The sequence below is a fragment of the Xanthomonas sp. BRIP62415 genome (genome assembly GCF_003993515.1).
GTDB classification, from domain to species: Bacteria; Pseudomonadota; Gammaproteobacteria; order Xanthomonadales; family Xanthomonadaceae; genus Xanthomonas; species Xanthomonas euroxanthea.
Map to the genome: position 1 here is coordinate 70,911 of NZ_QEZH01000023.1, position 23,378 is coordinate 94,288.

The 23,378-nt window shown below is 66.1% G+C and carries 21 protein-coding genes; 9 read left to right on the forward strand and 12 right to left on the reverse strand.

The annotated features are described in order from the left end of the window. Positions 1–30: 30 nt before the first annotated feature. From EO141_RS08015 to EO141_RS08035, 5 genes are all read right to left on the reverse strand, one after another. Positions 31–789 carry a cytochrome c1 gene (locus EO141_RS08015; protein WP_164739117.1) on the reverse strand — a complete coding sequence of 253 codons (759 nt, stop codon included), beginning with the start codon at positions 787–789 and terminating at the stop codon, positions 31–33. Further along, the gene (locus tag EO141_RS08020) at positions 782–2,041 is read right to left on the reverse strand and encodes a cytochrome bc complex cytochrome b subunit (protein WP_104649060.1); all 1,260 of its coding nucleotides are present in this window, start codon (positions 2,039–2,041) and stop codon (positions 782–784) included. Before EO141_RS08020 ends, EO141_RS08015 begins: the two co-directional genes overlap by 8 nt. After that, on the reverse strand, positions 2,041–2,685 hold the full coding sequence (petA, locus tag EO141_RS08025) for a ubiquinol-cytochrome c reductase iron-sulfur subunit (RefSeq protein WP_026064126.1): 645 nt from the start codon (positions 2,683–2,685) through the stop codon (positions 2,041–2,043). Before petA ends, EO141_RS08020 begins: the two co-directional genes overlap by 1 nt. 377 nt (positions 2,686–3,062) lie before the next feature. After that, on the reverse strand, positions 3,063–4,052 hold the full coding sequence (locus tag EO141_RS08030) for a lytic transglycosylase domain-containing protein (RefSeq protein WP_127168918.1): 990 nt from the start codon (positions 4,050–4,052) through the stop codon (positions 3,063–3,065). A 49-nt stretch (positions 4,053–4,101) separates the two neighbouring features. After that, positions 4,102–5,070 (reverse strand): WYL domain-containing protein, encoded by a 969-nt coding sequence (locus tag EO141_RS08035; RefSeq protein ID WP_127168919.1) that lies wholly within the window; start codon positions 5,068–5,070, stop codon positions 4,102–4,104. Positions 5,071–5,168: 98 nt separating this feature from the next. Between EO141_RS08035 and EO141_RS08040 the strand changes: the two genes are divergently transcribed. The 8 genes from EO141_RS08040 (at position 5,169) to EO141_RS08075 (ending at position 13,553) form a co-directional block, all read left to right on the forward strand. Continuing rightward, positions 5,169–5,783 carry a glutathione S-transferase family protein gene (locus EO141_RS08040; protein WP_115677109.1) on the forward strand — a complete coding sequence of 205 codons (615 nt, stop codon included), beginning with the start codon at positions 5,169–5,171 and terminating at the stop codon, positions 5,781–5,783. Positions 5,784–5,852: 69 nt separating this feature from the next. Further along, a complete protein-coding gene (miaB, locus tag EO141_RS08045; protein ID WP_127168920.1) occupies positions 5,853–7,307 on the forward strand; it encodes a tRNA (N6-isopentenyl adenosine(37)-C2)-methylthiotransferase MiaB in 1,455 nt (484 codons plus the stop codon). Between the two features lie 754 nt (positions 7,308–8,061). Beyond that, positions 8,062–9,051, forward strand: a complete 990-nt coding sequence (locus EO141_RS08050; protein WP_127168921.1) for a PhoH family protein — start codon at positions 8,062–8,064, stop codon at positions 9,049–9,051. Between the two features lie 240 nt (positions 9,052–9,291). Beyond that, positions 9,292–9,777, forward strand: coding sequence for an rRNA maturation RNase YbeY (ybeY, locus tag EO141_RS08055; protein WP_104582154.1), 486 nt, complete (start codon positions 9,292–9,294; stop codon positions 9,775–9,777). Next, the gene (locus EO141_RS08060) at positions 9,777–10,295 is read left to right on the forward strand and encodes a hypothetical protein (RefSeq protein ID WP_119131417.1); all 519 of its coding nucleotides are present in this window, start codon (positions 9,777–9,779) and stop codon (positions 10,293–10,295) included. The genes ybeY and EO141_RS08060 overlap by 1 nt, the downstream gene beginning before the upstream one ends. A 95-nt stretch (positions 10,296–10,390) precedes the next feature. Then, entirely contained in the window at positions 10,391–11,269 is an 879-nt protein-coding gene (locus tag EO141_RS08065) for a transporter associated domain-containing protein (protein ID WP_016901625.1), read from the forward strand. Then, a complete protein-coding gene (locus EO141_RS08070; RefSeq protein ID WP_127168922.1) occupies positions 11,266–12,537 on the forward strand; it encodes a DUF4105 domain-containing protein in 1,272 nt (423 codons plus the stop codon). The genes EO141_RS08065 and EO141_RS08070 overlap by 4 nt, the downstream gene beginning before the upstream one ends. 14 nt (positions 12,538–12,551) lie before the next feature. Next, positions 12,552–13,553 (forward strand): magnesium and cobalt transport protein CorA, encoded by a 1,002-nt coding sequence (locus EO141_RS08075; RefSeq protein WP_047125205.1) that lies wholly within the window; start codon positions 12,552–12,554, stop codon positions 13,551–13,553. A gap of 268 nt (positions 13,554–13,821) precedes the next feature. Here EO141_RS08075 and EO141_RS08080 read toward each other — a convergent pair whose 3' ends face one another. Beyond that, complete coding sequence (locus EO141_RS08080; RefSeq protein WP_127168923.1) at positions 13,822–15,186, reverse strand: NAD-dependent succinate-semialdehyde dehydrogenase; 1,365 nt, start codon at positions 15,184–15,186, stop codon at positions 13,822–13,824. A gap of 270 nt (positions 15,187–15,456) precedes the next feature. Here EO141_RS08080 and EO141_RS08085 point away from each other — a divergent pair, with 270 nt between their 5' ends. Beyond that, the gene (locus EO141_RS08085; RefSeq protein ID WP_102256702.1) at positions 15,457–15,867 is read left to right on the forward strand and encodes a hypothetical protein; all 411 of its coding nucleotides are present in this window, start codon (positions 15,457–15,459) and stop codon (positions 15,865–15,867) included. 156 nt (positions 15,868–16,023) lie between these two features. On the opposite strand, the gene EO141_RS08090 is transcribed toward EO141_RS08085, so the two are convergent. The 6 genes from EO141_RS08090 to EO141_RS08115 form a co-directional block, all read right to left on the reverse strand. After that, positions 16,024–16,872 (reverse strand): ABC transporter permease subunit, encoded by an 849-nt coding sequence (locus EO141_RS08090; protein WP_127168924.1) that lies wholly within the window; start codon positions 16,870–16,872, stop codon positions 16,024–16,026. After that, entirely contained in the window at positions 16,869–17,780 is a 912-nt protein-coding gene (locus tag EO141_RS08095) for an ABC transporter permease subunit (protein WP_127169203.1), read from the reverse strand. The genes EO141_RS08090 and EO141_RS08095 overlap by 4 nt, the downstream gene beginning before the upstream one ends. Next, positions 17,780–18,910, reverse strand: coding sequence for a polyamine ABC transporter ATP-binding protein (potA, locus tag EO141_RS08100; protein WP_119128631.1), 1,131 nt, complete (start codon positions 18,908–18,910; stop codon positions 17,780–17,782). The genes EO141_RS08095 and potA overlap by 1 nt, the downstream gene beginning before the upstream one ends. 172 nt (positions 18,911–19,082) lie before the next feature. Beyond that, complete coding sequence (locus tag EO141_RS08105; RefSeq protein ID WP_164739118.1) at positions 19,083–20,573, reverse strand: efflux transporter outer membrane subunit; 1,491 nt, start codon at positions 20,571–20,573, stop codon at positions 19,083–19,085. Positions 20,574–20,577: 4 nt separating this feature from the next. Beyond that, a complete protein-coding gene (locus EO141_RS08110) occupies positions 20,578–22,164 on the reverse strand; it encodes an MDR family MFS transporter (protein ID WP_127168926.1) in 1,587 nt (528 codons plus the stop codon). After that, positions 22,161–23,363 (reverse strand): HlyD family secretion protein, encoded by a 1,203-nt coding sequence (locus tag EO141_RS08115; protein WP_104649074.1) that lies wholly within the window; start codon positions 23,361–23,363, stop codon positions 22,161–22,163. Before EO141_RS08115 ends, EO141_RS08110 begins: the two co-directional genes overlap by 4 nt. Positions 23,364–23,378: the final 15 nt, after the last annotated feature.

Sequence of the window (23,378 nt, forward strand, 5' to 3'; positions counted from 1 at the left end):
TTGCGCGGCCGCTTCGGGTTCACCGCACGATCAATGCACGTCCTTCCAGTATTCCTTCTTGAGCAAGTAGGCAATGAAGGTGAGCAAGGCCAGGAACAGGATCACCCACACGCCCATGCTTTGCCGTTTCAGCGCCGCCGGCTCGCCCGCGTACTCGAGGAAGTTGGCGATGTCGCGCACGGTCTGGTCGAACTCCACCGGCGCCTGTCGCCCGGGCTGGCCGAGCTTGAGCGCCTGCACCGGCTTGTCGCCGGTCGCCTTGTCGGGCGGGCCGAACTGCGCCTGTTGCAAGCCTTGCAGCTCCCACAGCGGGTTGGGCATGGACGCATTCGGGAACAACTGGTTGTTCCAGCCCAGGGGGCGGGTCTGATCCAGGTAGAACGACTTGAGGTAGGTATAGACCCAGTCGGTGCCGCGCACGCGGGCGATCAGGGTCAGGTCCGGCGGCGCCTTGCCGAACCACTTGGCCGCCGCATCGTGCGGCATGGTGCCTTCGATGTGTTCGCCGATCTTGGCGCCGGTGAAGTTGAGGTTGGTCATGACCTCTGCTTCGCTCAAGCCCAGATCGCTGGCCATGCGCGAATAGCGCAGGTATTTCAGCGAGTGGCAGCCGGAACAGTAGTTCATGAACAACTGCGCGCCACGCTGCAGCGAGGCACGGTCGCTCAGGTCATTGCCGGCCTGCTGCACCGCACCGCCTTCGGCCGCGATCGCACCGCCGCCAATGAACAGCCCGCACAGCAGGGCGACCAGGCGCGACGTCCATGACCTCACGTTGGAATTAGTCATGGGTGGTCACCCGCTCCGGCACCGGCTTGGTCTTGTCCAGCCGCGTCCACACCGGCATGGTGATGAAGAAGGCGAAGTAGAGGAAGGTCAGCACGCGCCCGACATAGGTTTCGTGCGCGTCGGTGCCGGGGCCGGAGCCGATCACGCCCAGCCACACGAAGCACACCACCAGCACGCCGAGCGCGACCTTGGAGATCCAGCCACGGTAGCGGATCGAGCGCACCTTGGCCCGATCCAGCCACGGCACCAGGAACAGGATCGCGATCGCCGAGAACATCACCAGCACGCCGCCGAGCTTGTTCGGCACAACCCGCAACATCGCGTAATACGGCGTGTAGTACCAGACCGGCTTGATGTGCTCGGGAGTCACCAGGCGATTGGCCTCGGTGAAGTTGTCGTGCTCCAGGAACAGGCCGCCAAACGCCGGCGCGAAGAAGATGATGAAGGCCGCGATCAACAGCAGAAAGCCGACCCCGACCAGATCTTTGACCGTGTAATACGGGTGGAACGGGATGCCGTCGGCCGGCTTGTGCGCGTCCCAGCGGTTGCCCTTCGGCCCCTTCTTGATGTCCACGCCATCGGGATTGTTGGAGCCCACTTCATGCAGCGCGCCGATGTGCAGCACGATCAGCAGCAACAGCACCAGCGGCAGCGCGATCACGTGCAGCGCGAAGAAGCGGTTGAGCGTGGCATCGCCGGGCAGGTAGTCGCCCATGATCCATTCGGTCAGCCCGTTGCCGATCACCGGGATGGCACCGAACAGCGAGATGATGACCTTGGCGCCCCAGAACGACATCTGTCCCCATGGCAGCACGTAGCCCATGAAGGCTTCGGCCATCAGCACCAGATAGATCAGCATGCCGAGAATCCACACCAGCTCGCGCGGCTTTTGGTAGCTGCCGTACATCAGCCCGCGGAACATGTGCAGATACACCACGATGAAGAACAGCGAGGCGCCGGTGCTGTGCATGTAGCGGATCAGCCAGCCCCACTCCACGTCGCGCATGATGTATTCGATCGAGGCGAATGCATCGGCGGCGCTGGTCTTGTAGTGCATCGTCAGGAAGATGCCAGTGACGATCTGGTTGACCAGCACCACGATGGCCAGCGAGCCGAAGTAGTACCAGAGGTTGAAGTTCTTCGGCGCGTAGTACTCGCTGACATGCTTGCGATACATGGGCATCAGCCCGGGCGCGCGTTCGTTGACCCAATCGAACACACCGTTGGCGGTACGGACCAGGATATTGCTCATCAGGCAGCCCCCGTGCTGTTGGCCGACGTACCGGCACCATCGGGATCGACGCCGATCACCAGGGTGTTGTCGTCCACGTAGTGGTGTGGGGGCACCAGCAGATTGATCGGTGCCGGCACGCCATCGAAGACGCGGCCGGACATGTCGAAACGCGACTTGTGGCAGGGGCAGAAATAGCCGCCCTTCCATTGCGGGTCGTAGGGCTCGGGGCGGATTTCGGCGACCATTTCCGGCGAGCAGCCCAGATGCGTGCACAGCCCGACCAGCACCGAGATGTCGGACTTGATCGAGCGGTATTCGGGATTCTTCAGTACATAGTCCGGCTGCTGGTCCTTGTTCTCGGACTTGGGATCCTTGAGCCGGTCATCCAGCGATGGCAGCGCGTCGAGCATCGCCTTGGAGCGCTTGACGATCCAGATCGGCTGACCGCGCCATTCCAGAACCAGCCGTTGCCCCTCCTGCAAGGCGCTGATGTCGGCAGTCACCGGGGCACCGGCCAACTTGGCGCGTGCACTGGGATTCCACGACTTCACGAACGGAACTGCGACAAATCCTGCTCCGACCGCACCGACCACGGCCGTTGTCGCGGTCAAGAACCGACGACGCCCGATATCCGCAGGTGCGTTAACCCCATCGTTGGCCATCCGGCTCTCCGATCTTGATTAGGTAGCGTGAGGCTGCCAACGGCTGGCGGGGGGTCCAGCCGCGATGAATCGACCGCAGTGTAGCGGAACGCTTAATACACAGACAACGCAATGTACGCAGTCGGACCGGCGCAGTGCAAACACCGGATGCAGGTGCGCGCCGATTGCATCACGTGCCAGCCTGGCACAGGACCGACAGCTGTGACGCAGTGCTGGCATCGACCCTGTACCAGTCGAAGACCTGCTGCGCGTGGGCTGCGGCATCGCGCAGCCGCGAAGGCTGCCTGCGCGACGTGGTGGCCGCCAGACATCCGTCCCGACTGGTTGCAGTCAAGGCAGGCCGAAGCGGGCAGCGCATGCGTGCGAAGGCACGCAGCTCAGTTGGCTGCCGTGGCCTGCCCACGATAGCGTCCGGCCAGCAGGCCGACGCGTTGCACGTAGCGCTGGGTCTCGCTGTAAGGCGGCACGCCACCGTAGCGATCCACCGCGCCCTCGCCGGCGTTGTAGCCGGCAGCAGCCAGCGTGAGATCGCCGTTGAAGCGCTTCAGCAACCACGAAAGATATTGCACGCCACCGCGAATATTTTGCGTTGCATCATAGGCATCGCTGACCCCGAAGCGGCGTGCGGTCCCGGGCATCAACTGCATCAGCCCCTGCGCGCCGGCACGACTCAGTGCCAGCGGGTTGTAGGCCGACTCGGCATGGATGATCGCGCGCACGATCGCCTCTTCAACCCCGAACTCGCGCGCGGCCGCAGTGATTTCCTGCTGGTAGGCGTTGGTATTGAGCCGGATTGCGCCGAAATTGACGCCCGGCTTGGCTCCGCAGGCGTAGCAGGTTTCGATGAAGCTGTAGTGGATGGTGCGCAGGCCCTGGATGCTGGCGACCTGGCGCGGGCGCGCACTGGTGTAATGGCGCACACCGTCTTTCATGTACGAATAGACCTGCCCGCTGACCACCCGGCGCGGATTGACCGCGACAGCAGCGGGCGGCTGCACGATCGACGTCTCCGACACCGGCTGCGCGCGCGGCCTCAGCTCCGAGGCGAGCTCGGCAGCGCGAGGAGGCGGTTGGCTGGCCGGCTGGCTGATGATCGTGGCCGGCGCACCACTGTCGATCGTGGCGCTGCTGCGCGCCGGGCTGGCGACCACGCCCGGCGTCGGCCGGAGCGTGGACGGCGCGGCGCGGCGCGCGGACCGGTCCGGGGTGTAGCTGCTGATGACGCTGCAGGTCGCCCCGCTCTGGCGCTTGCTCAGGTAGCTGGTGATCCCGTCGCCGCTGACGCACTTGTACAAGGTGCCGGCGCTGGCCGGCGCCGCCGACAACGTGACAACTAGCAGCCCCAGCACTCTTGACATCCCCTTCATGCGGCGGAGTGTCCCAGCTTGGCCCGGGCTTGCCAAGTGGCTGCCGCGGTTATCCGGGCAGTTGCTCCAGCCGCGTCCGCAACGCGTTCAGCGCCTGGGTCAGGGGCGCGCGCACGACGTCCGGGGAGATCGCATCGAAAGGTAGATCGAGCAGCAGCAGGTTGGCCGCCAGCGCCGGCATGCTCGGTGCGCCCAGGCCCAGCCAGCAATGTGCCGGCCCGTCGGCTTCCAGCGCGCCCAGCCAGGGCGGGATGCGCGCGGCGAGTGCATCCAGCGTGCCGTGCAGGCGTACCCGCGCCCGACACGGAAACGGCGACTCGCCGATCGCCTTGCGCAGGAGTTGCAGCGGCTCCTCCGGCAACGCGCGCGCGGCGAACCGGGCGCCGGTCGCGCTGGCCTGGTCGATCCGGTCGGCCCGCAGGGTACGCCAGTCCTGACGCTCGCAGTCCCAGGCCAGCAGGTACCAACGCCGCCCGTAGTTCACCAGCAAGGCCGGTTCCACGCAGCGCGTGATCGGCACGCCGGAATGCCGCCGATAGTCCAGCCGCAGCGTGGCCCGGTCGCGGCAGGCGCTGGCCAGGTGCGCCAGCAGTGCCGTATCCACCAGGGCACCGGCGTCCTCGGTGATCGGCAGACTGGCCGTGGCCGCATGCGCGGCACTGGCACGCTGGCCGCTGCGCCGCGGCAACAACGGATCAAGCTTGCGCAGCACCCGCGCCGCCGCCGCATCCATGCCGCGCATCACCGGAGCCGCTGCGCGCAAGGCGATCGCCACGGTCAGCGCTTCGTCCTCTTCAAACAACAGCGGCAGGGCCGCAGCGCCCTGCCCCAGCTGATAACCGCCTCCGGCCCCGGGCGCGGCCTGCACCGGGTAGCCCAGTCCGCGCAAGCGCTCGACCGCGCGCCGTACGCTGCGCGGATGCAGTTCCAGGCGCTCGGCCAGCGCCGCACCGGACCAGGTCCGGCCGCCTTGCAGCAGGGCGAGCAGACGCAACAAGCGGGCAGCGGTCGAAGCCATCGCGCCACCGTATTGCGGACAGGAACTGTCCGCAATGGCTGCGTAGGATGGCGCTGGCACCGCGGCCCATGCCTGCCGCCTCCACCAAGGAACCTGCAATGTCCGACCAGCGCCACATCACCCTGTTCCACAATCCCCGCTCGCGCTCGCGCGGCGTGCTGGTGCTGCTGGAAGAGCTCGGCGCCAGTTACGACCTGCAGATCGTCAATCTGGAAAAAGGCGAGCAACTGACGAGCCAATACCTGGCGATCAACCCGATGGGCAAGATTCCGGCGATCCGGCACGGCGACAGCGTGGTCACCGAGCAGGGTGCGATCTACCAGTACCTGGCCGAGCTGTATCCGGAAGCCGGCCTGTCGCCGGCCCCGGGCGACGCCGATCGCGGCGCCTACCTGCGCTGGCTGGCCTTCTACGGCTCGGCGTTCGAGCCGGCGATCATCGACCGCGCGCTGAAGCGCGACGCGCCGCCGCGCGCGATCTCGCCCTACGCCGACTGCGACACGGTGCTGCAGGTGATCGATGCGCAACTGGCCAAGGGCGACTATCTGTTGGGCGAACGCTGCAGCGCGGCCGATGTGCTGTGGGGCGGCGCGCTGGGCTGGATGCTCGATTTCGGCCTGATCGATCCGCCTGCCAGCACCCGCGCCTACATCGCCCGCATGGCCGACCGGCCGGCGTTTGCACGTGCCGAGGCGACCAACGCCAAGGCCTGACCAGGCGGACGGGCCCGGCGCAAGCGGGTAAACTGTGCGGCTATCTTCTACCCGCCTGGAATAAGCGCCATGCCCGGGACATCCGTTTCCGACCTGTCCGCAGCCACCGCCGTGGACGCACCTGCCCTGTTGCCGCTACCGGTGGCCCGCCCGTCGGCGCCTGCCGTGGTGCGCGGCAAGCTCTACATCAAGACCCACGGGTGCCAGATGAACGAGTACGACTCGGCCAAGATGGCCGACGTGCTCGCCGCCTCCGAGGGCCTGGAGCTGACCGACAACCCCGAAGACGCCGACGTGGTGCTGGTCAACACCTGCTCCATCCGCGAGAAGGCGCAGGAAAAGGTGTTCAGCCAGCTCGGCCGCTGGAAGGCACTGAAGGCCGGCGGCAAGCCGGTGATCATCGGGGTGGGTGGCTGCGTGGCGTCACAGGAAGGCGAGGCCATCGTCAAGCGCGCGCCGTACGTGGATCTGGTGTTCGGCCCGCAGACCCTGCATCGCCTGCCGGAGCTGATCCGCGCGCGGCGCGAATCGGGCAAGTCGCAGGTGGACATCAGCTTTCCGGAAATCGAGAAGTTCGATCGCCTGCCCGAGCCGCGTGCCGATGGCCCGTCGGCATTCGTGTCGATCATGGAAGGCTGCTCCAAATACTGCTCGTTCTGCGTGGTGCCCTACACCCGCGGCGAGGAAGTCAGCCGGCCGTTCGAGGACGTGCTGGTGGAAGTGGCGCAACTGGCTGCGCAGGGCGTGCGCGAGATCAACCTGCTCGGCCAGAACGTCAACGCGTATCGCGGCGCGTACGGCGCCGATGCCGGCGATGCGGCGCAGTACGCGGATCTGGGCTTGTTGATCCGCACCATCGCGCAGATCGACGGCATCGGCCGTATCCGTTTCACCACCTCCCATCCGCTGGAATTTTCCGATTCGCTGGTGGATGCCTATCGCGACGTGCCGCAGCTGGCCAATTACCTGCACCTGCCGGTGCAGGCCGGCAGCGACCGCATCCTGTCGGCGATGAAGCGCGGCTACACCGCACTGGAATTCAAGTCCAAGATCCGCAAGCTGCGCGCGGTACGCCCGGACATTTCGATCAGCTCGGACTTCATCGTCGGCTTTCCCGGCGAGACCGAAGCGGATTTCGAAAAGACCATGAAGCTGATCGAGGACGTGGGCTTCGACCAGAGTTTCTCGTTCGTGTATTCGCGTCGTCCCGGCACGCCGGCATCGGACCTGCAGGACGACACGCCGGAAGCCGTCAAGCAGGCGCGGCTTGCCCGCCTGCAGGCGCAGATCAATGCGCACGCCACGCGTATCTCGCAGTCCATGGTCGGCAGCGTGCAACGGGTACTGGTGGAAGGCCCGTCGCGGCGCGATCCGAACGAGTTGACCGGCAAGAGCGAGAACATGCGCCCGGTGAATTTCCCCGGCAACCCGCGCCTGATCGGGCACTTCGTCGATGTGTTGATCACCGAGGCGATGAGCAATTCGCTGCGTGGCCTTATCCAGGTGGACGACAGCGAAAGCTGATGCCGCATAGGTGCCGGGGCGCGGGGCGCCACGGCATGCATCGCGTCGTGCTTACTGGAAGGTACGCGCTGGTTGGTCACTGGTCTCGTATCCAGCGGCCGGACACGCGATGCTGCGTCTGCCTGCCATCGTTGTTGCGTTGCTTTGCGTGGCTGCGTGCGTGCAACACGCTGGCAATTGCGTTGAGGTCACGCGCGTCGTGCCTCGCACCTCGATCGTCGGCAAGCACGCAGCTGATTGCTTGCCGCACTGCATTCGCCGATCGGCGCTCCAGCATCTGCGCGCTACTAAGCCGTGGTCGGTCTAGGTCAACAACGGCGCGCACTGCTCGCATACGCCAGGCATGGTCGTGATCGCGCACAGCAACGACACCGACGTTCCTGGTCACACAGCGCGCAAGGCAAGTGATCAAAATTTCACCACTTGTCTGCAACGCCTTGCGGCATAAGGCGTGCGAGCACTTACCCACAGGCTTTGCCGAATTCGATCCACACCGCTTGTGGACAACCGCCATCGCAGTGGTGATTTTTTCGCCATGCCCCTGCCGGACCTTGTGCGAGTAGGCACCACGATTTTTATCCACAGGTTAGTGATGCGTGACTCCACAGCGATTGTGGAAAACCCGCGCACGCCGCCGGCCCCGGCCAGACCGGGTGATTGCAGTGGCCCGGCGTGTTGGTGGGATCACGCGCTGCGCGCTACCCTCGTCTGCCGCCCAACCGACCAGCGCATGCGTGCGCGGTCCGATCCGACCATGAACTCACCTGCACATCGCGACTTCACCCTGGAACCCGACGACATCGAGCGCCTGGCCAATCTGGCCGGCCCGTTCGACGCGCACCTGCGCCAGATCGAACTCAAGCTCGGCGTGGAGATCGCCAACCGCGGCAACATCTTCCGCGTCACCGGCCCGGAGCCGGCGGTCACCGCCGCGCAGTCGCTGCTGACGGCCTTGTACGAGGAGGCTGCCGCCACCACGTTCGACAACCACGCCATCCACCTGCGCGTGAACGATGCCAATGTCGAGCACGTGGTCGATCGTTCCTACGTGGCCCAGGACGTGGCGATCAAGGTCAAGCGCGGCACCGTGCGTGGCCGCGGCGCCAACCAGGCCAAGTACCTGCATGCGATTGCCACGCACGACATCAATTTCGGCATCGGCCCGGCCGGTACCGGCAAGACCTTCCTGGCTGTGGCCAGCGCAGTGGAAGCCTTGAACGAATCGCGCGTACAGCGCCTGATCCTGGTGCGCCCGGCGGTGGAAGCCGGCGAGAAGCTGGGTTTCCTGCCTGGCGATCTCAGCCAGAAGGTGGACCCGTACCTGCGCCCGCTGTACGACGCGCTGTACGAGATGCTGGGCGTGGAAAAGGTGGTCAAGCTGCTGGAAAAGAACGTCATCGAGATTGCGCCGCTGGCCTATATGCGTGGCCGCACGCTCAACGATGCCTACGTGATCCTGGACGAGGCGCAGAACACCACCATTGAGCAGATGAAGATGTTCCTGACCCGCCTGGGCTTCGGCTCCACCGCGGTGGTCACCGGCGACCTGACCCAGATCGACCTGCCCAAGCACGTCAAGTCCGGCCTGCGCGACGCCATCGAGGTGCTGCGCGATGTGGACGGCGCCAGCTTCACCTTCTTCGAGGCACGCGACGTGGTGCGCCACCCGCTGGTGCAGCGCATCGTTACCGCGTATGAAAAACGCGATCAGCAGGACGCTGCCGCCAAGCAACAGCCTGAGTGAGTTCGCGCCCTGTGAGCCTGGTGCTGACAGACGCAGTCGTCGCCGTCGCCGGGCATCCCGATCGCGTGCGGTCTGGCTGCATGACCAGCAAGGATTCGTTTCAAGCTTGCGGGTGCGGGATTACAATCGCGGCTGCGGGCGCGGCCCGATCGGAAGTTCGAGCTACCGCGTGGCCAACGGGCCTGCGGTGATACTGCTGATCACGTGCACGCACTGACCCCAGCCCAGGAAACTCTCGCCATGACCCGTGGACCTGTCCGCCTCGACGTCGCTGTCAGTTATGCGCTGCCGCGCGCCGGCCTGCCGTCGGCGGTGAGTTTTCGCAAATGGGTGGCGGCCGCGCTGAAGGGACGCATCCGCGAGGCCGATCTGGCGGTGCGCATTGTCGATGAGAAGGAAGGCTGCTCGCTCAACCACCATTACCGTGGCAAGGATTACGCCACCAATGTGCTGAGTTTTCCGGCCGAGTTGCCCGAGGGCCTGCCCAAGGGCATCAAGATGCCGCTGCTCGGCGATCTGGTGATCTGTGCACCGGTGGTGGCGCGCGAGGCCGCCGAACAAGGCAAGTCGCTGGCCGCCCATTACGCCCATCTGACCGTGCACGGCACCTTGCACCTGCTGGGCTGGGATCACGAGGACGACAAGGAAGCCGACGCGATGGAGCAACTCGAACGCGAGATCCTGGCCGATCTCGGCATCGACGATCCCTATGCGGGAGAGCACTGATGCGGGCCTGTGTCGCCACCGCGGTGCTGTTGCTGGCCTGCTCCGGCGCCTGGGCCCAGACCGCGCCGGTGCGTCCGGACCTGCCGGCCCTGATCGAATGCCGCCAGCGCATCGGCGACTTCAACGCGCTGGCGCCGGTGCTGGCCGACCCGCTCAAGGCGGTGGCGCTGGGCTGGACGCCGCTGGAACAGGCCAACCTGTTCATGACCGAGTACACGCTCAACACGCCGATCAGCGTGTTCGGCCACCGCACCACCCATATCGCGTTTTCCGGCGCCAGCGTCATGGCGCTGCTGGACCTGCCCGACCCGCGCCCGCTGGCCAAGCAGCTGAACCTGGAACTGGGCGTGGATAACGCCGACAAGGTCATGTACGGCCGCGAGCTGGTCAGCGAAGACACCACCAACCCCAAGACCGGCGAGGCGATGATCGAATCGATCGTGCTCAGCGTCTCCAACGTGAAGTCACATCCGGGCAAGACCGTGGTCGGCTGCGGCTACAGCCTGGACCTGCCCTGACGCGGGGCCCGCCCCGCCCCGTCTACAGCGCCTTAGCGGCTTCCTGTTAGACTGCCTGCTATCGCCTGGTTTGCCGGGTGCCGCCCCCCGTCACGATGTCCGAAGACGACAGTAGCCAATCCCAAGAAACACCCGAAAAACGCCGTAGCTGGCTCGAGCGCCTGAGCGCTGCCTTCTCTGGCGAGCCCCATACCCGCGACGAACTGGTCGCGTTGCTGCGGACCGCCGAGCAGGACGGCCTGATCGCCGCAGACACCTTGCGCATGATGGAAGGCGCGATTTCCGTGTCCGAGCTCACCGTGGGCGATGTGATGATCTCGCGCTCGCAGATGGTCTCGCTGCCGGTGGAGGCGCGTTTCATCGACCTGATGAAGCAGGTGGTGGAATCGGGCCATTCGCGCTTCCCGGTGCACGGCGAGAACAAGGACGAAGTGCTCGGCATCCTGCTGGCCAAGGATCTGTTGCGCGGCGTGGTTGCCGACAACGGCCCCGGCAATGTGCGCGAACTGCTGCGCCCGGCGGTGCTGATCCCCGAGTCGAAGAAGCTCAACGTCCTGCTCAAGGAATTCCGCCTGTCGCGCAACCACATGGCCATCGTGGTGGACGAGTACGGCGGTGTCGCCGGGCTGGTCACCATCGAGGACGTGCTGGAGCAGATCGTCGGCCAGATCGACGACGAGCACGACGATGCCGAGGAAGAGAATTCGCTGATCGCCATCCAGGCCGACGGCCGCTATGTGGTCGATGCGCTGACGCCGATCGAGGACTTCAACGAGCGCTTTGGCGCCGACTTCCCCGATGACGAGTACGACACCGTCGGCGGCCTGGTTACCGATGCGATCGGGCATCTGCCGGAAACCGGCGAGGAGCTGACGCTGGGGCGCTTTGCGTTCCGCGTGGCCAAGGCCGATGCGCGGCGCGTGCACGCCTTCCACGTGACCATCCTGCCGCCAGACCCGCAGGACGACGCTTGAACCTTTCGCACCGCATGACTGCTGCAGCAACAGGCCGCGGCAGGGTTCGGCGATGGGCGGCGTCCTGTCTGCTGCTGTTGCTTGCACTGCTGGTGGCGCCTGCCGCCGTTGCCCAGGTCGCCGATCAGGCCCCTGCCCAACCGGCTGCGTCGGCACCGCGTGTCGGCGTGGTCACCATGCAGCCGGGCGAGGTGTTCTTCGAGCGCTTCGGCCACGATGCCATCGTGGTGGTCGATCCGGTCACCGGGCAGGCCACCTCCTACAACTTCGGCTTCTTCGATCCCAGCGAGCCGGATTTCGTTCCGCGTTTCGCGCGTGGCGAGATGATGTACTACCTGGTTGCGTTGCCGCTGGACGAAGACCTGCAGCAATATCGCGCGGTCGGCCGCGGCGTCAGCATCCAGTGGCTGGATCTGCCACCGGACCAGGCGCGCGCGCTGGCCGACGGGCTGGCCGTTCGCAGCCGGCCCGAGAACGCGCGCTACCACTACGATTATTTCGTGGCCAACTGCGCCACGATGGTCCGCGACACGCTGGACCGGGCGATGGGCGGCGCATTGAAATCGCAACTGGCCGGGCGCTCGCGTGGCAATACCTACCGCAGCGAGGCAGTACGCCTGGCCTCTCCCGCCCCGTGGATGTGGCTGGGCTTCGACCTGGGCCTGGGGCCGTACGCCGACCGCCCGTTGTCGCGCTGGGAAGAAGCCTTCGTACCGATGCGGCTGGCCGACAGCCTGACCCAGGTGCACAACAGCGCCGGCCGCCCTTTGGTGCAGTCCACGCAGGTGCTGTTGCCGCATCGCATCGCACCGGAGCCGGCCGAACAGCAACGGCACTGGTGGCCATGGTTGCTGACCGGGTTGATCGTCGCCGCCGGCGTGCTGGCGCTCGGTCGCCGGCAGCGCGTGCTCGCCGCTTTCGCCCTGCCGTACTGGCTGCTGTGCGCGATCGGCGGCGGCCTGCTGGTGTATCTGTGGGGCTTCACCGTGCATCAATCGGCCTGGGCCAATCGCAACCTGCTGCTGGTCAACCCGCTGTGCGTGCTGCTGTTGGTCGGCGGCATCGCCCTGCTGCGCGGGCGCCGGCCCGGACGCTGGTTCGAAGTGCTGCGCTGGGTGGTCGCCGGCTCGGCCCTGCTGGCCCTGCTGATCCACTGGCTGTCGTTCCAGGCGCAGGACAACCTGCAATGGGTGCTGCTGCTGTTGCCCATCCACACCGCGCTCGCCATCGCCTTGCGGCGGCGTGACTTGTCCGTGCGCACGCGCTGATCCAGGATGCGTCCATGAACCACCACGGCCGCCATCCGGACAACCCCTCCTGCGTCATCACCTGTGCCTATTACGACGGTGAGGGCGAACGCCACGACATCAGCCTGGAGCAGATCAGCGACGTGCTGCAGCGCCCGGATGGGTTCGTCTGGGTGGGGCTGTACGAGCCGCAGGAATCGGTACTGCACAAACTGCAGGACGAGTTCGGCCTGCACGATCTGGCCATCGAGGATGCGCTCAAGGCGCACCAGCGCCCCAAGGCCGAGAGCTACGGCAACTCCCTGTTCGTGGTGGTCAATACCGCGCAGCTGGTCAACGAGCGCATCCGCTACGGCGAGACGCACGCGTTCCTGGGCGCGCGCTTTCTGTTGACGGTGCGCCATGGCGCATCGCTGTCGTATACGCCGGTGCGGCACCGGGTCGAACGCGAACCGGCCATGCTGCGCATGGGCGCCTCGTTCTGCCTGTATGGCGTGCTCGATTTCGTGGTCGACAATTATCTGCCGATCATGGACGAGTTCCGCGACACGCTGGAAGGCCTGGAAAAGGACATCTTTGCCGACAACTACAAGCGCGAAACCGTGGTGCGCCTGTACGAGCTCAAGCGCGAACTCAACAAGATGCGGCTGGTGGTGGCGCCGCTGCAGGACGTGCTCTCGCACCTCAAGCGCAACCCGGGCTCGCTGATCCACGACGAAGTCGGCATCTACCTGCGCGACGTGCTCGATCACGCGGTGCGCATCAATGACGCCATCGACACCTTGCGCGAGATGCTGGGCACCGCGCTGAGCGTCAACCTGTCGATGGTGACCCTGGCCCAGGGCGAGACCGTCAAGCGCCTGGGCGCCTGGGCCGCGCTGCTGGCCGCCCCCACCCTGATCACCAGCTGGTATGGCATGAACTTCACCCACATGCCCGAACTGGACAAGCGCTACGCCTACCCGCTGCTGGTCGCCGGCGTGGTCGCCTCGTGCCTGGTGCTGTATCGCCTGTTCAAGCGTGCGCGGTGGCTTTGAGGCCGCGTTGCGGCCTGGGAATCGGGATTCGGGATTCGGGAATGGGTAGAGCAGGTTTTTCTGACTGCTGAGTGTTGGCTTGGCACAGAGCTGCTGGAGGTTCCCGCACTGCACGTACTGCAAGGCGCGCTGGTACTGGCTGGTTTGAAGGCGTCGGCATCATCGTGGGCTGCCCGTACCCTCATCCGCCCTTCGGGCACCTTCTCCCGAGGGGAGAAGGAAGGCCTGCTTTTACGAATCCCAAATCCCGGATCACCAATCCCGGCCATCAAGCCACATAGATGGTCTTGATGTTCATGAACTCGTGGATGCCGTGCTCGGCCAGCTCGCGGCCGAACCCGGAGCGCTTGATGCCGCCGAACGGCAGGCGCACGTCGCTCTTGACCACCGAATTGACGAACGCCGCGCCGCACTGCAATTGCTGCGCCACGCGCTCGCCGCGCTTGGCATCGGAAGTCCACACACTGCCGCCCAGGCCGAAGCTGGTGTCGTTGGCCACGCGTACCGCCTCGGCCTCATCGCGCACGCGAATCACCGAGGCCACCGGACCGAAGAATTCTTCCTCGTAGGCCGGCATGCCCGGGGCGACGTGATCGAGAATGGTGGCCGGATAGCCGGCATGCGAACCAGGTACCGGTTCGCCGCCCAGCAGCACCTTGGCACCTTTTTCCACGCTGGCTTGTACCTGCTTGTGCAACTCGTCGCGCAGATCCGCGCGGGCCATGGGCGCCAGCGTGGTGCCCTCCTGCTGCGGGTCACCGAGCACGCGCTTGGACGCGGCGGCCACGAAGCGTTCGATGAAGCGATCGGCGATGGCGTCCACCACGATGAAGCGCTTGGCGGCGATGCAGGTCTGCCCGCTGTTGTCGAAACGCGACTGCACGGCTGAAGCGACGGTGTGCTCCAGGTCGGCGTCTTCCAGCACCACGAACGCGTCGCTGCCGCCCAGTTCCATCACGCACTTCTTCAACTGATCGCCCGCATTTGCAGCCAGCGACCGCCCGGCGCGCTCGCTGCCGGTCAGCGTCACCGCGGCGATGCGATCGTCACGCAGCACATCTGCGGCCTGATCGTTGTCGATATGCAGCACGTCGAACACGCCGGGCGGAATACCGGCGGCATCAAGCACCTGCTTCATCGCATCGGCGCAACGCGGCACATTGCTGGCATGCTTGAGCAGCGTGACATTGCCGGCCATCAGCCCCGGGGCGAGGAAACGAAACGCCTGCCACAGCGGGAAATTCCACGGCATCACCGCAAGCACGCAACCCAGCGGCTCGTAGCGCACATAGCTGGACTGCGCCTCGGTCGGGATGTCGCGCGGTGCCAGATATTCGGCCGCATGCTCGGCGTAATAGGCGCAGGCCTGTGCGCACTTGTCGACCTCGGCCAGCGCCTCGTGTCGCAGCTTGCCCATCTCGGCGGTCATGATGCGCTGCAACTCGTCGCGCCGCCGGGTCAGCTCGTCGCCCACGCGCCGCAACAGCGCGCCGCGCTCGGCCAACGGCAGCGCCGCCCACTGCGGGAATGCCTTGGCGGAAGCAGCCAGGCGCGCTTCGATGCCGGCGGCGTCCAGGATGTGCTGGGTGTGCTCGACCTGGCCATTGGCCGGGTTGACGGTGTCGTAGGACATGACGGTCTCCTGTTACAGGCCCGTCATGCTAGTCGTCGGGAAGTTGCAGCCGCGTCACAACCGCAGCAAATCGCTGCAACGCTGTGTTTACCCACGCCGCGACGCAATGCCGCACCTCCATCGCACCGCTCGCGGATCACTGGCAACCGGAGCAACGCTCCCAGCCACGCTAACGAAAGCGGCCCTGCCCTGTCCCGACCGTCCCACCGCACAAAAATGCTCTAGCATTCGGCACTTGGCAGCTTCATCCATTCACGGAAGACCACCACGATGCGCCGGGATCTGATTGTTCTAGTTGTACTTGGCATCGGCGCCTGCCTGCCGGGGTGCGCCGTCCTGCAGGACATGCTGCACGGCCCGCGTCCGGGTCCGAACGGATTTGTCACCGTGAGCTGCACCAACACGCTGCCCAATCCCAGCCAACCCTGCGAGGAACAGGCACTGCGGGCCTGCTCGGACACTGCCATCCGCCAATTCGTTACCGCGCACTCGTCGCCGAACATGGTCACGATCTATCCGAGCAAGCAGAAATCCAAGGACGACGGAAAGAACAAGGACAAGGATCGCGCCGACGAACAACCCAAGGTCGAGCAACAGGGCTACGACATCAGCGCCGAGTATCAGTGCTACCTGACCAAGCCGCAGCCCTGGGACAGCGGGTACACGCCTCCGGCCAGGTAACAGCGGCCCAACCAACTGCCGTGCCCGGCGTCCGGTGGCCGCATCAGGCGTCCGCAATCGGCGTGCAGCCATCGTGGATGTCGGTGGCGTCGGCGTTCGCAGCCGTCTGGCCGCCGCTGGTGGCGATGCATTCGCCACACTCATATTGGTGCCTGCTCAGGAAGCAGCTTGCAGCGCCAGTTGCGCATCGCGCTGGCGGCGTTGTTCGCTGCGCGCCAGCAGCCACCAACCGATCGCTGCGGCGACCGACACCGCCAGCACCATCAGCGTGGCAAGCGCGTTGATCTTGGGGCTGATGCCCAGCCGCACCGACGCGAACACCTTGATCGGCAAGGTGGTCGAACTGGGCCCGGCCAGAAAGCTGGCGATCACCACATCGTCCAGCGACAGCGTGAACGCCAGCAGCCAGCCTGACGCCAATGCGGGGGCGATGATCGGCAAGGTGATCAGGAAGAACACCTTCAACGGTGTCGCGCCCAGATCCATCGCCGCTTCTTCCAGCGAGCGATCCAGTTCCTGCAGGCGCGAGGAGATCACCACCGTCACGAACGAGACGGTGAAGGTGACATGCGCCGCCCAGATCGCCACCGCGCCGCGCGGTGCGATGCCGAGCACGCCGCCCATCGAGACCAGCAACAACAGGATCGACAGGCCGATGATCACCTCCGGCATCACCAATGGCGCGGTGATCAGCGCACCGAACAGGGTCTTGCCGGGGAAACGCCGCATGCGCACCATCGCCAGCGCCGCCATCGTGCCCAGCAGCGTCGATGCCCCGGCGGTCCAGAACGCGACTTCCAGGCTGACCCAGGCCGCATCCAGCAGCTGGCGATCGCGCAGCAATTCGCCATACCAGCGCGTGGAAAAGCCGCCCCACACCATCGCCAGCCGCGAGGCGTTGAACGAGTAGACCATCAGCAACAGGATCGGCAGGTACAGAAAGCCGAAGCCCAGCGCGAGCACGCTGCCACCCAGCACGCGACCACCGCGCGAGGCGCGCATCATGTCAGCCGCCCTTCCAGCTCGCGCTGCTGATACCGGTGGAAGAGCACGATCGGCACCAGCAACAGCAGCAACATCACCGTGGCCACCGCAGCGGCCACCGGCCAGTCGCGATTGTTGAAGAACTCGCCCCACAGCACGCGGCCGATCATCAAGGTGTCCGGCCCGCCCAGCATTTCCGGAATCACGAATTCGCCCACCGCCGGAATCATCACCAGCATGCAGCCGGCCACGATCCCGTTGCGCGAGAGTGGCAAGGTGATGCGCACGAACGCCTGCCACGGCCGCGCGCCTAGATCGTAGGCGGCTTCGAGCAGGCGCCGATCGTGCTTGACCAGGTTGGCGTACAACGGCAGCACCATGAAGGGCAGATAGCAGTACACGATGCCGATATAGGCGGCGAGCGGCGTGTACAGCAACTGCAGGGGCTGGCGGATCACTCCCAGCGCCAGCAGCGCCTGATTGAGCAATCCGTTGCCGTCGAGGATGCCGATCCAGGCGTAGACGCGGACCAGGAACGAGGTCCACGACGGCAGCACCACCAGCATCATCGCCACGTTGCGCGTGGCCAGCGGCAGCCGCGCAATGACATAGGCCATCGGGTAGCCGATCAACAGCGCAAGCACGGTCGACAACGCCGCGATCCGGATCGAACTCGCATACGCCGCCAGGTACTGGCTGTCGTGCAGCAGGACCAGATAGTTGCCCAGATGCAGCTTGACGCTCACCGCGCCATCGGCCGCGATGGCGAACAGCGGCGTGTACGGCGGCATCGCGGTGGCGCGCTCGGCGAAGGAAATCTTCAGCACGATCAGGAACGGGATCGCGAAGAACACCAGCAGCCACAGATACGGTGCGGCGATCACGCCCCAGCGCGCGCCCGGCACTGCTGCGCGGAACAGGCGGCGCATCATGCTGTGAGCACCACGCCGTCGTCCTCGCCCCAGCTCAGCCATACGGTGTCGCCCCAGGTCAGTGCTTCGCTGGCCCAGCGCTGCCGATTGGCGAAGTTGGCCATCAGTTTGAAGCCACCGGGCAGGCGCACGTGGTAGACCGAGTGGCTGCCGAAATAGGCGATGTCCTCGATCACGCCCTGCGCCTTGTTGCAGGGCTGGGCGGGTTCCTCCTTGCCGATGACCAGTTTTTCCGGACGCAGCGCGAACGCCACCGCCTGCCCTTCGAAACCGGTGATGCCATGGCCGACCCGGATACTGGCGTCGAATGCCGGGGCCTTCAGGCTGACGTGGTCCGGTTTGTCCTCGACGATGACCGCATCGATCAGATTGACCGAGCCGATGAATTCGGCGGCGAAGCGGTTGGCCGGTTGTTCGTAGATTTCGTCCGGGGTGCCGACCTGCTGGATCCAGCCCTGGTCCATCAGCGCGATGCGGGTGGCCATGGTCATGGCCTCTTCCTGATCATGGGTGACCATGACGCAGGTGACGCCGGAGGTCTCGATGATGTTGACCAGCTCCAGCTGCATCTGCGAGCGCAGCTTCTTGTCCAGCGCGCCCATCGGTTCGTCCAGCAGCAGCAACTTGGGCCGCTTGGCCAGCGAACGCGCCAGCGCCACGCGCTGCTGCTGGCCGCCGGAGAGTTGATGCGGCTTGCGCCTGGCCAGGCTACCGAGCTGCACCAGCTCCAGCATCTCGCCCACGCGCGCCGCGATTGCGGCCTTGGGCAGGGCTTCCTGCTTCAGTCCAAAGGCGATGTTCTGCTCCACGCTCATATGCGGAAACAGCGCATACGACTGGAACATCATGTTGATCGGCCGCTCGTACGGCGGCAGCGCGTCGATCGGCTGGCCATCGAGGACGATGCGGCCCTTGGTCGGCCGCTCGAAGCCGGCCAGGCAGCGCAGCAAGGTGGACTTGCCGCTGCCCGAGCCGCCCAGCAACGCGAAGATTTCGCCCTTGCGGATCTGCAGGCTGACTTCGTCGACCGCGACGACGCCGTCGAACTCCTTGCGGACCTCGCTGATGCTCAGATAGGCGTTGTCGCCAGCGGAAAGCGGCGCCGCTGCGGCCTGGGTAAGTGCCATGAACCCTCTCGTTTGCGAAGCGTGGCCCGGCAATGACTGTGCACCGCAAGACGCCGGGGCCGCCAGTGCCCGGTGCGAATGTCGGCACCGGTCCCCTTCAGTTCAATCGCGTGCTCTGCCACCAGCACCCTGCCAGGACCAGCGTGCCCATGCCCGCCGCGACCGGTCGCGATCAGCGTGCCTCCTGCACCGGCGCGCTCCAGCCCAGCCCCAGGCTCTTCTGCAGCGCGACGTAGTTCACCAGCAACTGCACCTGCGCCTGTGCGGCAGCGTCCTGCGCCGACAGCTGCTGGCGTTGCACGTCGAGCAGATCGATCGACGAGGTGGCACCGGCATCGCGGCGTTGCTGCATCAACCCGGCCGAACGCGTTGCCGAGGCTTCGGCCTGCCGCGCCACCACCAGTTGCTTGCGCGCCGAGCCGAAACGCGACAATGCAGAGTTGGCGTCCTGCAACGCCGCCAGCACCGCACCCTCGTAGGCCGCCTCGCGGCCGGCGTTGCCGGCACGCGCCTGCTCCACCTGTGCGCGGGTCTTGCCGAAATCGAAGATCGACCAGCGCAGCATCGGCACCGCCAGCGTGGTCAACGCGTCGGAATTGAAATCGCTGGGCGAACCGGCCACCCAGCTCAGGCCGCCCAGCAAGGTCACTTGCGGGAAATAGCCATTCAACGCCTCGCCGATCTGCGCGCTGGAGGCCGCCAGCTCGCGCTCGGCCTTGCGCACATCGGGGCGGCGACGGATCAGGGCGCCGGCATCGTCCACGCGCACCTGCGTGGGCAGCATCGGCAACGGCTGCGGCGCGCGCAACTGCGCATCCAGCGCGCCGGGCGCGCGCCCCACCATCAGCGCCAGCTGGTCCAGCGCTTCCTGCGATTGCATCTCCAGCGGCAGGCGTTGCGCTTCCTGCTGCTGCACCTGCGTGGCGATCTGCTCGACCTGCAGGTCCGAGGCCGCGCCACGCGCGCGGCGCTGCTGGGTCAGGCGCAGGGTCTGCCCGATCTTGTCCAGGTTGGCATCGGCGATCGCCAGCCGTGCCTGCAGGCCGCGGTAGTTGAGGTATACCTGCCCCACTTCGGCCGCCAGCTGCACCTGCGCATCGGCCAGCTCGGCTTCCGAGGCCTGCGCCTGCGCCAGGGCGCCTTCGGCGGCGCGACGGCGCCGGCCAAAGAAATCCAGCTCCCAGCTGGCATCGAAACCGGCGCTGTAGATCTGGGTCTTTTCCAGATCCAGCGCCTCGCTGCCCTGGGCCGGTGGCTGGCCGTTCTGGCCATTCTGCAAGCCGCCCAGCGTATCGACGATGGTCTGCGGCGGCTCGGCATACGCATACACCGCGCTGGCATTGAGCTTGGGCAGGCGCTCGGCACGGCGCTGGCTGGCCAGCGCGCGGTTGGCGCGCAGCCGCGCCTGCGCCGCGCGCAGGTTGGGGCTGTCGGCCAGGGCCTGGGTGACCAGCTGGGTGAGGGTCGGATCGTGCAACTCCTCCCACCAGTGATTCAGCGGCGCGGCAGCGACCACGTCGGCGCCACTGGCGCGATGCAATGCGGGCGCCTGCATCGCCGCATCGGCCACTGCCGGCGCCTTGGTGTAGTTGGGACCCAGCATGCAGCCGCCGAGCAGGACCACGCTCAACGCCGCGGCCAGCGGCATGCGGACCAGGCGCATGGAATCAGTGCATTGCAAGGTGCGCCCCCTTGGGTAACGGCTTGAGCAAAAAGGCCAGCGGAATCGTGCAGACCACGATCACGCCGAAGATCCAGAACAGATCGCTATAGGTCATCACCAGGGCCTGCTGCTGCACCAGGCGCGCCAGCTGCGCAACCGAGCGAATGGCCGCCTCGCCGCCGGCGCTGCCCTGCATCTGCGCGGTCAGGCCGGAAAGAAAATCCTGCGCGCGCGAGGAATTGGCAGTGATCGCACTGCCGATGGTTTCGGTATGGAAGGTCATGCGGCGCTCCTGGAAGGTGGAGATCAGCGCAAGCCCCACCGAGCCGCCCAGGTTGCGGCCGGCATTGAACAGGCCGGACGCATCGCCGGCCAGCTCCGGCGGCACCGAGGAGATGGCCGCCTGGTTCAGCGACATCATCGCCAGCGCCAGGCCACAGCCCTGCAACAACTGGCCGGCGACAAAATGCATGCCGACGGTGTTGGCGGTCAGCGACAGATTGGCAAAGCAGGCCGCGGCAAAACAGATCAGCCCGGCGATCACCAGGATGCGCACGTCCACCACCTCCAGCAGCTTGGGCATCATCGGCATCAACAGTACGGTCGGCAGGCCCGACAGCAGCAGCACGTAGCCGGCCTGCTCGGTGTTGTAGCCGGAGATCACCGCCAGGAACTGCGGAATCATGTACATGACGCCGAACAGGATCATGCCCACCGCCATGATCATCACGAACACCGCGCCGAAACTGCGATGCAGCAACAGTGACAGGTGGATCACCGGCGGCCGTTTGCGGAACTGGCCCACGACCAGTGCAGCAAATCCGCTGAGCGCGATCACGCTGAGCGTGTTGATCTCGCTGGATTCGAACCAGCGCTCGCGCTGGCCTTCTTCCAGCACCACGGTGAGCCCGCCCAGGCCGGCGGTCAGGCCGTAGATACCCAGCCAGTCGGCATTGAGCAGGCCGGCCCAATCGCCTTTCTCATGCTTGAGGCCGAGCAGCAGCAAGGCCACCAGGCCGACGCAGATCGGCACGTTGATGAAGAACGCGTAGTGCCAGCTGACGTTTTCGGTAAGCCAGCCGCCGAGCAGCGGGCCGATCACCGGGCCCATGATCACGGTCATGCCGAACAGGGCGGTGCCCATGGTCTGCTGGCTGGGCGGCAGGCGCGTGGCGACGATGGTCAGCGCGGTGGGAATCAGCGCGCCACCGGCCAGGCCCTGCCCCACGCGGCCGATGATCATCATCGTCAACGAGGTCGACAGCCCGCACACCACCGAAAACGCGGTGAACATCACCGCGCAGATCAGCAGGAAGTTGCGCAGGCCCAGCGTGCGCACGAACCAGCCTGTCAGCGGGATCATGATGATCTCGGCAACCAGATACGCGGTGGAGATCCAGGTGCCTTCGGTGCCGCTGGCGCCGACCTCGCCCTGGATGGTGGGCAGCGCCGCATTGACGATGGAGATGTCCAGCGTCGCCATGAACGAGCCGATGGTGCCGGCCAGCACCGCCAGCCAGGCGCCCGGCTCGGCCTTCTCGCGTTGCGCGCTGCCGCCGGCACGCGGGCCGGTGGCTGCCGCTGCACTCACTGCGCGCGCTCCTGCGCCTGCACGCGATCGGATTCCTCCTCGGCCCGTTGCTTGGCGTCCTTGGCCGAGCGCGTGTCCACGGTGACCTCGACCGACATGCCCGGCACCAGCACCTTGCGCGCCTCCTCGCCGGCCAGCACGCGGATGCGCACCGGCACGCGCTGCACCACCTTGGTGAAGTTGCCGGTGGCATTTTCCGGCGGCAGCAGTGCGAACTGCGAGCCGGTCCCCGGCGACAGGCTCTCGACCTTGCCGTGCAGCGTGACGCCCGACAAGGCATCGACCTCGATTTCGGCCGGCTGGCCAGGACGCATCAGGCCGACCTGGGTTTCCTTGAAGTTGGCGATCAGGTACAGCGATTCCTGCGGCACGATGGTCATGGTGCGGGTACCCGCCCCGAGGAACTGGCCGACCTGCACGGTCTTGTCGCCGACGCGGCCGTGGATGCGGCTGGTCAGCAAGGTGTCTTCCACCGCCACGCGGGCCTGGTCGGCGTCGGCAGTGGCCTGCTTGACGCCGGCCTGGGCCTGTTCCAGTTGCGCGTTGCTGGCCAGGATCTGGCTTTGCGCACCCTTGGCCTGCGCCTGCGCGGCCTGGTACTGCGCGCGTGCGCGTTGCAGTTCGTGCTGCAGGCTTTCCTGGTGTTCGTGGGTGTCCGCGCCGGAGGCGGCCAACGGCGCGAAGCGCTTCACTTCGGCCTGGGCAAACGTCAGGCTCGCCGCTGCCGAGCTCACCTGGCTACGTGCCTGCACCAGCGCCGACTCCTGTGCGGAGACATTGGCGGTGGCAGCGGCGATATCGGCCTGGCGCGCGGCGATCGCGGCTTCGGCCTGCTGCAGCGTGGCCTGGTAGGTACGGTCGTCGATCTGCAGCAGCGGCTGGCCGGCCTCCACGATCTGGTTGTCGCTCACCATCACCTTGGTCACGTAGCCGCTGACCCGCGGCGCCACGGCGACCGAATCGGCCTGCAGGTAGGCGTTGTTGGTGTCCTGCATGTAGCGGCCCTTGATCAGGTAATAGGCCAGCCAGATCACCAGCAGCACCACCACCAGCACCCCGACCACGATCAGCGTCCACTTGACCTTGGGATTCTTCAACGGCGAGGGCTTGGGTGGCTCCTGCTCGTCGTGCGCGCCGCTGCCTTGCGCATCCGTGCCCGAAGGCTGGCCGTCGTTGGACTGCTGGTCGTGATTGCTCAAGGTGGGGTGTCCTGT